The organism is Longirhabdus pacifica (assembly GCF_004115085.1).
Lineage (GTDB): Bacteria > Bacillota > Bacilli > Paenibacillales > DSM-105158 > Longirhabdus > Longirhabdus pacifica.
In genome coordinates, this window is record NZ_QXJP01000018.1 from 26,165 (window position 1) to 41,163 (window position 14,999).

Here is a 14,999-nt window from a genome sequence, read left to right on the forward strand (position 1 = left end):
TACAAAAATTAAATTTATGAATAATCCATCACCACATTTCTCAATCTAATAGTAACACGATGTCTCATGTAAGCAAACATACTAAAGCGGAGTGATAACATGAAAAAATCAGGTTTAATCATTGGAATTGGTGTCGTTGTTTTATTTAGTTTTTTTCTTTTTATGGACCGGGACCAGGATGAAAACACGGTAGAGGAAGAACGTTATTTGAAGCAACTGATTGTAGAAAAAGATAAAGAGATGACCATTCAAATGTCTACGTTACAGTACCAAAAGTCTTTACAAACTTTAATGTATGATTTTGATCAAAATAATGAAGGCAAAACAAACATAAGTAAAAAAATAACTAACTTTAAAAAAACAAATCCAAATGTGAAGCAAATTATTGCGTTAAAAAACGATTCACTTACAACCAGACCATATATAAATAGCACAGCACCATCTTCTAGTCCACTTCTAAATAGTAGAGAGCTGCAACCGTACATTAAGCAAGCAAGACAAGCGTTAGCTCGAAAGGAAAGGTATGCTTCTCCGATTGTTCCAATTGATCAGAGTGATTGTATGGTCATAGGCATGCCAGGCACCAATTACTCTCTCATTGGGCTCATCAATTTTCAAACAGGCTCTGAAGTAGAAACACATCAAAATAAAAATTTAAAACTTAAAGAATTTCCTCAAGATAATCAATACAATATTCAATCAGCTGATGGGGAGACATTAGAAAGAAAAAAAGTAGATAGTGCCGAAGAGAATAAAGGCGTAAGTCATTTCCATAAGCAAGAAATTGTAGTGAAATTTGCTTCTACGATATCCCAAAATGAACTGGAAAAGATGAAGCAAGACATTCAAGCGACAACGGCTAAAAAAATAGGATACACCTACGTATTTCAATCTAAAACGATGGAGATGGAACAACTCAAAAGTTACTTTGAAAACAACTGGGACATCTTGTATACAGAGCCTCATTATTTGTATATCACCAATTTTGGATTCAATAAAAAATCAACACCTACTGATGATTATGAGCCTTCTAACACAAAAACAAACCCTGAAAACATTCCAAATGATGCTTTGTTTGACAGTTATCAATGGAATTTACCGATTATTAATACGATTGAAGGTTGGAACTATTCCAAAGGCAGTGAAGAAATTAAAGTTGCTGTCATCGATACGGGTGTAGATTTAAATCACTCTGATTTGCAAGGGAAACTTTTAGAAGGAAAAAATGTATTGAACGAAAATCAGCAACCATCAGATGAGGTAGGTCATGGAACTCATGTTGCTGGCATCATTTCTTCTTTAGTCAACAACGAAGAAGGTATAGCTGGTATGAGTTGGTATAACAAAATTATGCCTGTAAAAGTATTGGATGATTCAGGAATGGGGAGTTCGTATGATGTAGCAGCTGGCATTATATGGGCAGTCGATAACGGGGCACGTGTGATTAACATGAGTTTAGGTAATTATGCTCAGAGTGAATTTTTAGCAGATGCCGTTCAGTATGCTTACGAGAAAAATGTTGTCCTTGTTGCTGCTACAGGCAACGACAGTACAGAACAACCGGGCTATCCCGCGGCTTACCCACAAGTTTTAGCTGTATCTGCTACGAATGAACAAAAAAATCGAGCTGTTTTCTCTAACTTTGGCGATTATGTAGATATCACTGCTCCTGGAGAAAACATTCCAAGCACGTATCCTGGCAATCAATATGCTTCTCTATCTGGTACATCGATGGCTAGTCCACATGTGACTGCACTAGCAGCGATGATTTTATCTAATCGTCCAGATCTTACAAATGAAGAAGTCATGAATATTATTCGCCAATCATGTGATGACTTAGGAAGTGAGGGAAAAGACAAAGATTTTGGCTACGGTCAAATTAATGTCAATCGTGCTTTAGAATACGCCTCATCTCATCCATAATAAAAAATTGTAGTAAAACTTAAAGGGCAGCCCGATGAGGACTGCCCTTTATCAATATAAGGTTATAGAAAGTTTGCCGTAAGCCGGGTTCTGTTCTTCCAGTGGTACAAGCGGAAACCATCCTCCCACCATCGAAGAGACAATCATCTATCTAGGCCATATATTGCTATATCGCTCAAGCGACCAACCTTACGCACCTCGGGTCAAGGCTGTATGTTCATCATACTGCGTTACTCTAGGTCTTGCTCCAGATGGGGTTTACCAGGAAATATGTCACCATATCCCCTCGTGGTCTCTTACACCACGGTTCCACCCTTGCCTGTGCGTGTATACACGCCATCGGCGGTCCATTTCTGTGGCACTATCCTTCAGCTCGCGCTGACTGGACGTTATCCAGCATCCTGCCCTATGGAGCCCGGACTTTCCTCTCGTGAAATTCACCAGCGATTGTCCGTCAAACTTTCTAACAGTTACAAAGTATACACATATTAGTCGCAATATGCAACCTTAAAATATTGCTAAATCTCCCATCTTATTTGCCGCTTTTCCGCAACTCGGAACGTTATACAAACTGAAATGGTTCTGTATTTTGTGCTGTACCCACTACTTTTGTATTACTTTTATGTTCTAACAACCGCTCTTCCAGATATGCTGCCATCTGTTGTATCATAATTTTTTCAATATGATGACCAGGGTCAATCAAAATCAATCCTGCTGCAAGCGCATCTTGAGCCGTATGGAAGTCAATATCTCCTGTAATATAAGCATCGCATCCTTTGAAAATAGCATCGGACATATACTTCGCACCTGATCCACCTAATACACCTATTTTTTGTACTTGTTGCTCCATATTTCCTACAACACGCAGCATAGGTACATCGAATTGTTGTTTTACCATTTGAACAAAATCAGCCAGCTTTAAAGGTTGCTCTAATTTCCCTACACGCCCTAAACCATACGCTTTACCCTCAACATTTAACACATATAAATCGTAAGCGACTTCTTCGTACGGATGTGCTTTTTTCATGGCATGCAGCACTTTTTTTAATTTACTCTCAGGTACAACGGTTTCTAGCTTTACTTCGCTTACCGTTTCCAACTTACCTTGCTTCCCTATGTATGGTTGACTTCCAGCTAGCGGAGAAAAAGTTCCGAGCCCAGCACTCTGAAATGTACAGTGACTATAATCTCCAATAGATCCAGCACCAGCATGACATACGGCGTTAAACACTTCTTCTTTGTTCTCTTCTGGCACGAATACAGCTAATTTATAAATGGATTCTGTGAAGGTAGTATGTAAAATTCCGACATGTTGTAAAGATAGTGCATCAGCCAGCATATCATTGATACCGCCATTCGCAATATCTAAATTAGTATGGGCAATATAAATAGCAATATCATGTTTCATACATTTCTCGACTAAACTGCCTGAAGGCGTATCGGTTTGAATATGCTTCATCGGTCTAAACATCACAGCGTGGTGAGCAAAAATAAAATTAACTCCCATAGCAATTGCTTCATCTACTACTTTTTCTGTTACGTCCAGCGTCACCAGTACTTTTTTGACTTCCTTCTGGAATGAGCCGATTTGTAGCCCAATAGGATCGTTTGGCACTGCCAATGATTTTGGTGCAAATTGTTCAATCCACTGTGCTATGGTTGCGCCTTTTGCAAACATAAACAAACCTCCTCCAAATCCTTTATTTTCTGCACAATACTTTCTTTCTTTTTGCCTGCATCTTCTCTTTCTGATTGACTTAATTGTGAAACAACTCTATGCAACTTAGCCATTTCCCATTCCCATTTTCTAAAAAAATCAGAAGTTGGATATTGGAGACAATAAGGGCCCATTAACATAATGTACTGTCGTTGAACAAGTACCCCGCATGGTAAATGCAATGTTGCAGGATAAAGCTCTTTCTGCATATGTTCTTCCACTAGTGGATTCGGTATCGCAACGAGAATAACGTAAAATTTTCCATCTTCTTCTATCACTTCTTCTCCAGATAAAAACCATCCATGATCATCTAGCCATTCTCTTACTCTTTCTTCTGCGACATTCGGTTGAAGAACAAGCTTTTTGACACCATGAAGTTTGTCCATACCAGCAGAAAGAATGGAAACAATTAAGCTTCCTCCCATCCCTGCAATACAAATGACATCAACCTCGTCTTTTTGTATTACATCTAAACCATCCCCATGACGGACATCAATGCGAGTCTCTAATTTACTTTGCTTCACTTGCCTAGCTGCTGCTTCGAAAGGACCTTTGTTTACTTCTCCTGCAACCGCATTAGAAGCAATGCCTTTTTGAATCAAATAGGTAGGTAACAAGGCATGATCTGAACCAATATCAGCAACGGAACATTCATATGGTATTTGCGCTGCAATTCTTTGCAGCCTTTTCGAAATAAGAACTGTCATCACATTCAACCTCACCTAATCATTACATCAATTAACGTAAAAATTAACTTATGTTATATTTGCTTTCAAAATTAAAAAGAGATAAAATAACAGTATAAAGATTCCATTACATATCTTTACAAATACAATACTATGCATAATATAGTGAATCATTTCATGTTGAAAACTGCAAAAAAAGCTTCTTAACGAAGCTTTTATGCGGATATAAATAAGTACAAATGATATAATGATGAAATAACTGATGTAACATTATGCATAGCAATGTATAATTTTATCACATGTAAAGTGCTAAGCTGAAATTAAAAGACCTATTCCAAGAAATCCTTTAATTTTTTGCTTCGACTTGGATGTCTCAATTTACGAAGTGCTTTCGCCTCAATTTGTCTAATTCTTTCTCTTGTAACACCGAAAACTTTTCCGACTTCTTCTAACGTTCTTGTTCTTCCATCGTTTAACCCAAAACGCAGACGAAGTACATTCTCTTCTCTCTCTGTTAGCGTGTCTAATACACCTTCTAATTGCTCTCGTAGCAATTCGTAAGCTGCAGCATCTGAAGGAGCTAAAGCATCTTGATCCTCAATAAAATCTCCAAGATGTGAATCATCTTCTTCCCCTATTGGAGTTTCTAATGAAACTGGCTCCTGTGCTATTTTCAATATTTCTCTTACCTTTTCTACACCAAGCTCCATTTCACTCGCTATTTCCTCTGGTGTTGGTTCACGCCCAAGATCTTGTAATAATTGGCGAGATACTCTGTGCAATTTGTTGATTGTTTCGACCATATGAACTGGAATACGGATCGTTCTAGCTTGATCGGCGATTGCTCTCGTAATCGCTTGACGAATCCACCAAGTCGCATATGTACTAAACTTATACCCTTTTGTGTGGTCAAACTTTTCCACCGCTTTAATTAGACCCATATTTCCTTCTTGGATAAGGTCCAAAAACAACATACCTCTACCTACATAACGTTTAGCTATACTAACGACTAGACGTAAATTGGCTTCGGTTAATCGTTTTTTCGCCTCTTCATCTCCGGCTTCAATTCGAATTGCCAAACTCACTTCATCTTTAGCTGATAAAAGAGGAACCCTACCAATTTCTTTTAAATACATTCTAACAGGGTCACTGATTTTGATTCCTGGTGGTAATAAAATATCACTACCAATATTGAAGTCTTGATTATCATCGTTATCATTGTTTGATGAGATGATATTATCGTCCGTATTAACCACTTCTATCCCTTGTTCAGAAAGGGTTTCAAAAAAATCATCGATTTGATCAGGGTCTTGATCAAAGTGACTCAGTTTTTCCATAATATCTTTATACGTCAGTGTCGTTTGCTTTTTACCCTGCTCAATCAGTTGTTCTTTTACTTGTTCCAAACTCAATTCTGATTCTATGTCAGTATGCTGTTCTTTAGTCATACGTCCAACTCCCTCCTCCCTAAATGAAGATTGTCTAGCTGTTACATTTCATTATGAACAGGATGTAAGTCTCTTCACTAGGGAAATATTTCACTTTACTGTATCCAAAACTTGTTACATTGCAACATAACACTTTTAAAACGTGCAGAACAGCAAACACTATTCTGTCACGTTTTGTTTGAGTTGTTTACTAAGTGTTATTATTTCGATTCCAATCTGTGCCGCTTTTTCTAGATCTCCAGCTTTATCTGCTTTCATCAATTCTTGTTTTTTTTGCTCTAACTGTTGCTGTTGTGGATATTTTTTTATAACATTAATATAATCATGAATAACAGCGGTAGAACTAGTGACCCCTTCACTTTCCATTAATAACGAACTTGCAGCATTTTCTAATTGACGCTCTTGTAATGAAGATAAAAATTTGTTTGCCTCCATAGTCTCATTGTCGGCAAAATAAGCATATAAATGTGCAGCTATTGCTGCATGAACTTCGACGTAAAAAAGGGAACCTAAATGCTCTTGTACATAAGAAGTAATCTCTTTACTCTGCATCATTAATTGAAGAAGTTTTTTTTCTGCAACTTGATAGGAAGTTAACATAGTTGAAGGTTTTCCTATATTTCTTTCATTCGTAACATTATTCCACGGTTTCTGTATATTATCCCCGACAGGTTTGTTTTTTTCTAATTGTTTCCTTATTTCATACATTTCATGTTTCAGTGTTTCAAACTGTATGTCTTGTTCTTGAGACAATTGTTTTAAATAAACCTCTCGTTGTGTCGGTGTAGTTAGATTAGCAATGATTTGAAGTGATGAACGAATGTATTTCAGCTTTCCGTCTCGATGCGTTAAATTACTCTGTTTCTTTAGCATATGCAACTTGAAGTCAGTTGATGGCAATGCATTACTTAAGATTTCATTCGTAAATGTGGAATGACCATGAGAAACAATAAAATCATCAGGATCTTGAGCTTCAGGCAATATTGCCACTTTCACCGCTAATTGCTGTTTCTCTAACATTGTCATACTTTTCATTGCAGCGTTAACTCCGGCTTGATCCCCGTCATAGCATAATATGACTTCTTTAGCATATCTTTTCATCAATGAGATATGATACTCCGTTAACGATGTGCCCATAGCTGCAACACCATTGAGCACTCCAGCCTCCCAAGCACGAATAACATCAAAGTAACCTTCGAAAAGCACAAATTGTTGTTTTTTTCGGGCTTCAGACCGTGCTAAGTGCAAGTTATATAATGTTTTACTCTTGTTAAAAAGATTTGTTTCGATGGTGTTAATATATTTAGGTCCATTACCATGATTTAACAACCTTCCAGCAAATGCGACAACCTTGCCTGATGCATTACAAATAGGGAACATAAGCCGATCACGAAACGCATCAAGAGGCTGATTGTTCACCATTTTTATCAATCCTAAAGTTGTTAATTCATTTAGGTTAAACTCTCTTTTCTGTAAATACTCACTCAAAGAAGAGCGCATAGTTGGTGCATAACCTAAGCGAAACTCTCTTATGGCCTTTGCTGTGAAACCTCTTTCTACACTTACATATTGCAAAGCGGATTTACCTTGATCTGTTTGGTGCAATACCGCTTCAAAAAATTTCGCAGCTTGTTCGTTTGCATCCAAGCTTTTTATCTTTTGTTTTTGCTCTGGTGATTGTGACTCATTTTGCAGATGTACAGCAATGCCTGCTTCTTCCGCTAACAACGTCATCGTCTCACGAAAGCTGTAACCTTCAATTTCCATTAAAAATTTAATGGCGTCCCCACCGATTTGACAACCAAAACACTTGAAGATCTGCAAATCATGTGAAACATGAAACGATGGTGACTTTTCAGAATGAAATGGACACAGACCTATATAGTTTTTACCTTGCTTTGAAAGTGATACATATTTCCCAACAATATCTACGATATTATGATGCTTTAGTACGGATTGTACAAAATTATCATGACTAGCATCATTGTTCATGACAAACCACCTTTAATATCTGTATGTTATTATTCGCTTCTTTTACTCTTTTTCCTGCATTTTTTTTAAAACTTTTGTCAAAGATTGTTGGAAATTTATTCTGTCCTTTAGATCAAAGGGCTTGGGACCTTTTGTATATATTTTCCTCCTTCTTAACTTCGCTTTTTCATGTCTTGATACTAAATGCCTATCAATATTATCCACATGATAAAGTGAACCTCGAAAAGAAATAACCTGTGATTTTTTGCTTATAGCCAAAGCTGCCAAGCCTAAATCCTGTGTAATCACAATACACTGCTTGTTTGCCGCATTTGCAATATACAAGTCAGCGGATTGATCACTTGCATCAACTTGAATCAACTCTACATGAGGAGAAGCCTCCAACAAATGATTATAGGAGGCTACCATCTTAACCGTAGCACTGAAAAGCTGAGCTGTCTCTATGATTTCTTGTTTAACAGGACAAGCGTCTGCGTCGACATAAATGATAATACTACTGTTTTGTTCTATTTTTATCACCATAATATAAGTATTTACGTTATTATATACGATAATAAAATAAAAAATCCTGCTCACGAAATGAAAAATATTAATAAATCTATATAACATACCGATTTACTTGGAGATTTTTTTTGGAAACTTAGTTTTTATACGTGTTTAGCTACTGTAAGTTTCTACTTTTTTTGGCTTACCTTCGTGTCATATCTTATATTAATTCATTAAGTTTAAAATGATGCTTGCTGTTTCTTCTATTGCCTTATTGGAAACATCAATAACAGGACATTTTATTTTATCCATCACTTTTTCAGCAAATATTAATTCTTGTTCAATACGATCCATCTGAGCATATTTGGCATCTTCTTTTAGTCCAAGTGCTCTCAACCGTTCTTTCCTGATTACATTTAGTGCCTCATTTTGAATAACGAGGCCAATCACTTTGTCAGGAGAAATCTCAAACAACTCGCTCGGTGGTTCTATCTCTGGTATTAATGGAACGTTAGCTACCTTGTACTTTTTATTAGCTAAATACATGGATAGCGGTGTCTTGGAAGTACGAGAAACACCAACTAATACGATGTCTGCTTTAAGTATCCCTTTTGTGTCTTTCATATCATCATATTTGACGGCAAATTCAACTGCAGCCACGCGTTTAAAATATCCTGCATCCAGTCGATGGATGACACCTGGTTTTCGCCTTGAAGGCTCTCCCAGCCTTTGTTCTAAACTTCCAACAATAGGACCTAAAATGTCAATGCATTCTATATTTAGCTCTCTCGACTGCTTCAATACATGATCTCGAAGACTGGGAATAACGAGCGTAAATACGATCATACCATCTGTATCTTTTATTGTTCTCATCACTTGATCAATGTCGTCTTTCGTTTTTATAAAAGGGATTCTCTGAATTTCAAAATTTCTACAAGTGAATTGAGCAATTGCCGCTTTCACCACGGATTCACCTGTTTCACCAGCTGAATCCGATATCACATACACAATGAGTGAATCACTTGTTGACATGAAGATACGTCCTTCCTTACCACACTATTTTTTTGAAATCAGCAAAGCTATGAATTAATGCGCCAACACGATGTAACAATGCTAATCTGTTCACTCTCAACGCTTCATCATCTACCATCACCATCACATGATCAAAAAATGTAGTAATAGGTTGTTCTAATTCTGTCAAATACTGCAGCGCTTTTTCGATTTGTTTTTGTTGAAGGGCTTCCTCCATTTTACTTTCGACATCCATAAGCATCTGATGCAACTGTGCTTCTGGCCCTTCCTCCAACAATTGTACATTAATTTGATCGGAATCTGCTTTTTCTGCTAAGTTAGAAACTCTGTTGAATGCTTCCACTGTTGGTTTCACTTCTTCAGTTATGAAATGCTTTAATGTATTCGTTTTGCTCATCGTTAGTTCAATATAATCAAAACCACTTTCCATTACGGCATCTACGATATCATAACGAGCGATATCCATAAGCGTATTCTTCACTCGAAGCGCAATAAATTGAGTTAATTCACTCTGTAATTTGTTAGCTTCTTTTTTCAATAAGTTTGCTCTATTGTGCGCTTCCACTGCAATCTGTAATAATGCTGAAATGGATAGGTCTAATTTTGCATCTTTTAATATTTGCACGATTCCAGCTGCTTGTCTTCGAAGTGCATAAGGATCTTGTGATCCTGTAGGAATAATTCCAATAGAAAAACATCCTACTAACGTATCCACTTTATCGGCCAAACTTAAGACAGCACCAACGATGGACTTAGGTGTAGCATCTCCAGCGAATCTCGGCTGATAATGTTCAAAAATAGCATCTGCTACCACTTGATCTTCTCCCGCTTTAAGCGCGTAGTCTTTTCCCATCGTACCTTGCAGTTCTGGAAATTCACCGACCATTTGAGAAACAAGATCGAATTTGCAAATACAAGTCGCTCTCTTCACTTGCTCAGTCGTTGGTTCATCCAACTGTAAATGAGTGGATAACGATTCAGCGATATGTTTCATTCTTCTCACTTTATCACCAATCGTACCTAATTCATCGTGGAAAACTATTTTCTCTAAGCGAGCAATAGCAGAATCGATAGACATTTTTTGATCTTCTTCATAGAAAAAGCGAGCATCAGCCAATCTTGCTCTTAACACTTTGGCATTTCCTTTTGCGACTTGCTCTATTCCATCTTCATTTCCGTTTCTAACCGTAACGAAAAATGGCAGTAACTCTCCTTCTTTATTTAATACAGGAAAGTAACGTTGGTGTTCACGCATGGATGTAATCAATACTTCTTTCGGTATCGTTAAAAACTCTTCTTCAAATTGTCCTGCTAATGCTGTTGGATACTCCACTAAGAACAACACTTCTTCTAAAAGGCTTTCATCGATTGGAATATGCCAGTCGTTGTCTGCTTCTAGCTGTTTAATTTGCTCCACAATCATGTGCTTACGCTTCTCTATATCGGCAATGACAAATTGCTGCTCCAATTTTTCCGCATATTCGTTTACATCACGGAGTTCAATGTCGTGACCTAAAAAGCGATGCCCTTTACTGCTGTTAGAAGTCGTAGTACCTGCAATTTCAAAAGGAATAACTTGTTCCCCATACATTGCTGTCATCCAGCGGATAGGACGAATAAATTTGATGTTATAGTTGCCCCATCTCATGTTTTTAGGAAATTGCAAAGACAAAATCATGTCCTTCAAATGTTTGGATAATAATTCAAAAGTGTCTACACCTTCTGTATTCTTTACCGCATGCACATACTCTACATCTTTTATCGTTTTATAAAATAACGCTTCTTCATTCACACCTTGACTTTTGGCAAATCCTAGTGCAGCTTTCGTCCAAGATCCGTTCTCATCTTCTGCAATCTTTCTAGAAGGACCTTTTACTTCTTCACTTGTATCTTCTTGTCTATCCGAAACATCATGAAACATCACCGCAATTCTGCGGGGTGTTGCATATATTTTACTGGAGGAAAAATGAATACGTGACTCGTTCAACCACGCATCAAGTTTTTCATGAAATTGATTTATTGCTCCACGTACGAACCTAGCAGGAATTTCTTCCATTCCAATTTCAATTAATAGATGTTTAGTCATTCATGTTTCCTCCCTGCTTTTTTAATAATGGGAAATCAAGTCGTTCTCTTTCTTCGAGGTAGTTTTTCGCACACTGTCTTGCTAATTTTCTCACTCTCGTAATATACCCTGTTCTTTCAGTCACACTGATTGCGCCTCTGGCATCTAGCAAATTAAACGTATGGGAGCATTTGAGGACATAATCATAGGCCGGTAACACTAATGACTCCTCTAATGCGTTTTTAGCCTCTTCCTCAAACATATTGAATAGCGTAAACAACATTTTAGTGTCCGAATGTTCGAAGGTGTATTTAGAATGTTCGAATTCTGCTTGATGGAAAATATCACCATAACGCACACCGTCAGACCATTCCAAATCATACACGCTTTCCTTATTTTGAATGTAAGAAGCTAATCTTTCTAGACCATACGTAATTTCCACGGATACTGGGTTGGCATCAATACCACCAACTTGTTGAAAATAGGTGAATTGGGTAATTTCCATTCCGTCCAACCACACTTCCCATCCTAGTCCCCATGCGCCCAAAGCTGGATGTTCCCAGTTATCTTCTACGAAGCGAATATCGTGTTTCAACGGATCGATACCAAGTGCACGTAGACTGTCCAAATACATTTCCTGAATATCATCTGGCGATGGTTTCAAGATAACTTGAAATTGATGATGTTGATACAATCGGTTCGGGTTATCTCCATACCTACCATCAGCAGGTCTTCTTGAAGGTTCTGCATAAGCTACATTCCAAGGTTCAGGACCAATACTTTTGAGAAAAGTCATCGGATTCAACGTTCCCGCACCCTTTTCTACATCGTAGGGCTGTACAATGATGCAATGATGCTCAGACCAAAATTGCTGTAAAGTAAAAATCATTTTTTGAAAGTTCAATACAATATCCTCCTCTTTGGCATAGGGATATATGTATACAAAAAAACCTCTGATCCCTATGTCGTAATGTTGACATAGGGACGAGAGGTTTCCCGCGGTTCCACCCTATTTGATAGTTAAAGCTTATAACTATCCACTTTATCTTGCATGTACTCAGGAAGGCCGTTCACTATTTGAGTTGATCAGGCTTCCACCACCCCTGACTCGCTAGCCAACTGAAAAATAGCTACTCATTTCCATCACCGTAACGTATCATTAATGAATTTAAATATTAGCACATCCCAATCATATTTTCAACGTTTTACAACCATTTATTCAACTGATCTATGAAATTTCTTGCTTTCCATTTTATAGGGATGTACATATCATAAAAATGACGAATGCATAAACTCACTTCATCTTTCATTTGTTGAGATACATTGATATTATTGATTTGCCCTAAATCAATATGCTGTAACCAGTAAATCATTTTCAATGTTCTTTCTGTGACTTTGATGGTATATGTATCTTGACTACTACATGAACTACACAAGCCACCACCCGCTGAGGGACTAAAACTTATTAGTGGCTTTTGTTCACCACATCTAGCGCAATGATGAAGGACGGGATCATACCCTGCAAATTTGAGCATTTTCAATTCTACAATTTGGGTGATAACGACAGGATCTTTATCCTGCTCAATAGCTTGCAGTGCTAATTGTAATTGTTGATACAGATAGGCACTTGCCTCTTCGTCATTCATTAATCGATCTAACAATTCGACGATATAAGAGCTGTAGGCTGAAGCATATAAATCAGCACGAAGAGCATGATGATGCTGTATCGCTTCACCATGCTTTAATGTTCCCATACCACTTGATCTATAAAAAGTAAATGTCGCTTCCGTAAATAGTTGGGTCACAGAGGATAATCGGCTTCTTGATTTCCTCGCACCTCGCGCCATCAAGCTTACTTTTTCCCCTTGCTCACTTAAAATGGTAATAATTTTATTACCTTCTCCGTAATCGGTTGTTCTAATTACTATCCCCTCAACGTTGTGTATCACAATCCTCAATCCCCAACTTTAAAATCAATGATATTGAATTAGATCTGATGCTTCCTCGTACTCCTCACTTATCGTATCCTCTTCTCTTTCTCTATGTCCAATATCACTCTGTTTTGATAGCACGTAGGCATCGACATCTCCAGTCATTAAAAATACGTTCCACCAGAAATCACTCATTGAACATATCCCCTTTCGCTGTAGTGAAGTTCACTTATGTCGTGCATTACTTAGGCTTGGTAAAAGAAGCAAAATCTATGCTATGTAAACATTGGAACAGAAAAGCATACGTAAAGTCATCATTCCATATTGAAACCTAAATCATGCAGCACTCTATTTTGGTTTCTCCAGTCTTTTTTCGTCTTCACCCACAGTTGCAAAAATATTTTAGAACCTAACAAATGTTCCATATCTTTTCTAGCTAGTTCTCCGATCTTTTTTAACAAAGCACCCTTTTTCCCTATAATGATACCTTTCTGTGAATCCCGTTCCACAAGAATGACAGCAGACAAGTGTACGATACCTTTTTTATCTGCAGTCATGTCCTCGATATACACCGCAGTCGAATGAGGTACTTCATCACGAGTGAAGTTTAATATTTTTTCTCGAATAAGCTCCGCACATACGAACTGTTCAGGATGATCTGTGATTTGATCATCTGGATAGTACTGAGGGCCTTCTTCTAAATATTTTTCGATTGTGTTCAGCAATTCCTGTACATTGTTCCCACGCAGGGCGGAAATAGGTACAACCTCAGCAAAGTCATATTGCTCACTATAAGTTGAAATAATAGGCAGTAGTTGCTCTGGGTGTACTTGATCTATTTTATTCAGGATAAGAAATACTGGTGTTTTCACTGATTTAAGCTGCTCTATAATAAATTGATCACCTTTTCCAAACTGCTCTGTCACATCGATGACGAACAAAATGGTATCTACTTCATTAAAGGCACTGCGAGCAGATTCCATCATAAATTGACCTAGTTTAGATTTCGGCTTATGTATACCCGGTGTATCTAAAAATACAATCTGTGTATCGTCTGTCGTATATACTCCGTGTATTTTATTTCTTGTCGTTTGTGGTTTGTCTGACATAATCGCAATTTTTTGACCTATGATTTGATTCATTAATGTAGACTTCCCTACATTCGGTCTTCCAACTAATGTAACAAAACCTGATTTAAAATCAGTCATTATTTTCCTCCTAAATATAGCTTGAAACAATTATTTTTCAAGCTCTCACCTTTATTCTTAAGTTGTTTTTTTATCATTAATCTTCGAGCGTAAATGCACCTGGCAACAATTGTGATACTGTCATTTGATTGGTGTCTCCATTCAGGTTACCCATATAGACCGGCATGTCTTTATCACATAACTCCACTAACACTTGTCGGCATACTCCACATGGTGTAATCGGATTTTCTGTTGCACCAACGACGGCAATGGCCTCAAAAGAACCAACGGTATATCCATCTGCGATAGCACTAAATAATGCTGTTCTTTCCGCACAGTTCGTAGGCCCATAAGCGCCATTCTCCACATTGCATCCTAAATACACTTTTCCATCTTTGGTGAGTAATGCACAACCTACTTTAAACTCTGAATATGGAGCATACGCTCTTTCCCTTGCAGTTAATGCTTGCTGCATGAGCTCTTCTTTTTTTATACTCATTTATGTAGTCTCCTTATTATGTCATTTTCTATT

General features: G+C 37.5%; 13 protein-coding genes, 1 other RNA gene and 1 other annotated feature. Of the genes, 1 reads left to right on the forward strand and 13 read right to left on the reverse strand.

What is annotated here, in order from left to right; translation table 11 throughout:
• Positions 1-99: 99 nt before the first annotated feature.
• Positions 100-1,923, forward strand: a complete 1,824-nt coding sequence (locus D1Z92_RS12605; protein ID WP_128896036.1) for a S8 family peptidase — start codon at positions 100-102, stop codon at positions 1,921-1,923.
• Between the two features lie 64 nt (positions 1,924-1,987).
• Here D1Z92_RS12605 and rnpB read toward each other — a convergent pair.
• The 13 genes from rnpB to cdd all read right to left on the reverse strand — a co-directional run bounded on the left by rnpB (position 1,988) and on the right by cdd (position 14,966).
• Positions 1,988-2,386: RNase P RNA component class A (rnpB, locus tag D1Z92_RS12610), an RNA gene on the reverse strand.
• A 99-nt stretch (positions 2,387-2,485) separates the two neighbouring features.
• A complete protein-coding gene (locus D1Z92_RS12615) occupies positions 2,486-3,601 on the reverse strand; it encodes a Nif3-like dinuclear metal center hexameric protein (protein WP_128896037.1) in 1,116 nt (371 codons plus the stop codon).
• Complete coding sequence (locus D1Z92_RS12620) at positions 3,577-4,347, reverse strand: tRNA (adenine(22)-N(1))-methyltransferase (RefSeq protein WP_128896073.1); 771 nt, start codon at positions 4,345-4,347, stop codon at positions 3,577-3,579. The genes D1Z92_RS12615 and D1Z92_RS12620 overlap by 25 nt, the downstream gene beginning before the upstream one ends.
• 308 nt (positions 4,348-4,655) lie before the next feature.
• Positions 4,656-5,774 carry an RNA polymerase sigma factor RpoD gene (gene rpoD / locus D1Z92_RS12625; RefSeq protein ID WP_128896038.1) on the reverse strand — a complete coding sequence of 373 codons (1,119 nt, stop codon included), beginning with the start codon at positions 5,772-5,774 and terminating at the stop codon, positions 4,656-4,658.
• Positions 5,775-5,933: 159 nt separating this feature from the next.
• A complete protein-coding gene (gene dnaG / locus D1Z92_RS12630; RefSeq protein WP_128896039.1) occupies positions 5,934-7,766 on the reverse strand; it encodes a DNA primase in 1,833 nt (610 codons plus the stop codon).
• Between the two features lie 42 nt (positions 7,767-7,808).
• A complete protein-coding gene (locus D1Z92_RS12635) occupies positions 7,809-8,288 on the reverse strand; it encodes a YaiI/YqxD family protein (RefSeq protein WP_128896074.1) in 480 nt (159 codons plus the stop codon).
• Between the two features lie 189 nt (positions 8,289-8,477).
• Entirely contained in the window at positions 8,478-9,284 is an 807-nt protein-coding gene (locus D1Z92_RS12640; RefSeq protein ID WP_128896040.1) for a pyruvate, water dikinase regulatory protein, read from the reverse strand.
• A 16-nt stretch (positions 9,285-9,300) separates the two neighbouring features.
• Entirely contained in the window at positions 9,301-11,370 is a 2,070-nt protein-coding gene (gene glyS / locus D1Z92_RS12645) for a glycine--tRNA ligase subunit beta (protein WP_128896041.1), read from the reverse strand.
• Positions 11,363-12,253 carry a glycine--tRNA ligase subunit alpha gene (glyQ, locus tag D1Z92_RS12650; protein WP_128896042.1) on the reverse strand — a complete coding sequence of 297 codons (891 nt, stop codon included), beginning with the start codon at positions 12,251-12,253 and terminating at the stop codon, positions 11,363-11,365. Before glyQ ends, glyS begins: the two co-directional genes overlap by 8 nt.
• 73 nt (positions 12,254-12,326) lie before the next feature.
• Positions 12,327-12,505: a binding site (T-box leader), on the reverse strand.
• A gap of 49 nt (positions 12,506-12,554) precedes the next feature.
• The gene (gene recO / locus D1Z92_RS12655; protein WP_164931611.1) at positions 12,555-13,298 is read right to left on the reverse strand and encodes a DNA repair protein RecO; all 744 of its coding nucleotides are present in this window, start codon (positions 13,296-13,298) and stop codon (positions 12,555-12,557) included.
• 24 nt (positions 13,299-13,322) lie between these two features.
• A complete protein-coding gene (locus D1Z92_RS12660; RefSeq protein WP_128896044.1) occupies positions 13,323-13,475 on the reverse strand; it encodes a YqzL family protein in 153 nt (50 codons plus the stop codon).
• Positions 13,476-13,594: 119 nt separating this feature from the next.
• Positions 13,595-14,488: a GTPase Era gene (gene era, locus D1Z92_RS12665; protein ID WP_128896045.1), complete on the reverse strand. Its 894-nt coding sequence runs from the start codon at positions 14,486-14,488 to the stop codon at positions 13,595-13,597.
• 76 nt (positions 14,489-14,564) lie between these two features.
• Entirely contained in the window at positions 14,565-14,966 is a 402-nt protein-coding gene (gene cdd / locus D1Z92_RS12670; RefSeq protein ID WP_206099757.1) for a cytidine deaminase, read from the reverse strand.
• Between the last annotated feature and the right edge of the window lie 33 nt (positions 14,967-14,999).

What these genes read in the sequence shown, in the direction of transcription:
- D1Z92_RS12605 (WP_128896036.1), top strand. Translation starts at nt 100, where the DNA reads ATGAAAAAATCAGGTTTAATCATTGGAATTGGTGTCGTTGTTTTATTT.
- D1Z92_RS12615 (WP_128896037.1), bottom strand. Translation starts at nt 3,601, where the DNA reads ATGTTTGCAAAAGGCGCAACCATAGCACAGTGGATTGAACAATTTGCA.
- D1Z92_RS12620 (WP_128896073.1), bottom strand. Translation starts at nt 4,347, where the DNA reads ATGACAGTTCTTATTTCGAAAAGGCTGCAAAGAATTGCAGCGCAAATA.
- rpoD (WP_128896038.1), bottom strand. Translation starts at nt 5,774, where the DNA reads ATGACTAAAGAACAGCATACTGACATAGAATCAGAATTGAGTTTGGAA.
- dnaG (WP_128896039.1), bottom strand. Translation starts at nt 7,766, where the DNA reads ATGAACAATGATGCTAGTCATGATAATTTTGTACAATCCGTACTAAAG.
- D1Z92_RS12635 (WP_128896074.1), bottom strand. Translation starts at nt 8,288, where the DNA reads ATGGTGATAAAAATAGAACAAAACAGTAGTATTATCATTTATGTCGAC.
- D1Z92_RS12640 (WP_128896040.1), bottom strand. Translation starts at nt 9,284, where the DNA reads ATGTCAACAAGTGATTCACTCATTGTGTATGTGATATCGGATTCAGCT.
- glyS (WP_128896041.1), bottom strand. Translation starts at nt 11,370, where the DNA reads ATGACTAAACATCTATTAATTGAAATTGGAATGGAAGAAATTCCTGCT.
- D1Z92_RS12660 (WP_128896044.1), bottom strand. Translation starts at nt 13,475, where the DNA reads ATGAGTGATTTCTGGTGGAACGTATTTTTAATGACTGGAGATGTCGAT.
- era (WP_128896045.1), bottom strand. Translation starts at nt 14,488, where the DNA reads ATGACTGATTTTAAATCAGGTTTTGTTACATTAGTTGGAAGACCGAAT.
- cdd (WP_206099757.1), bottom strand. Translation starts at nt 14,966, where the DNA reads ATGAGTATAAAAAAAGAAGAGCTCATGCAGCAAGCATTAACTGCAAGG.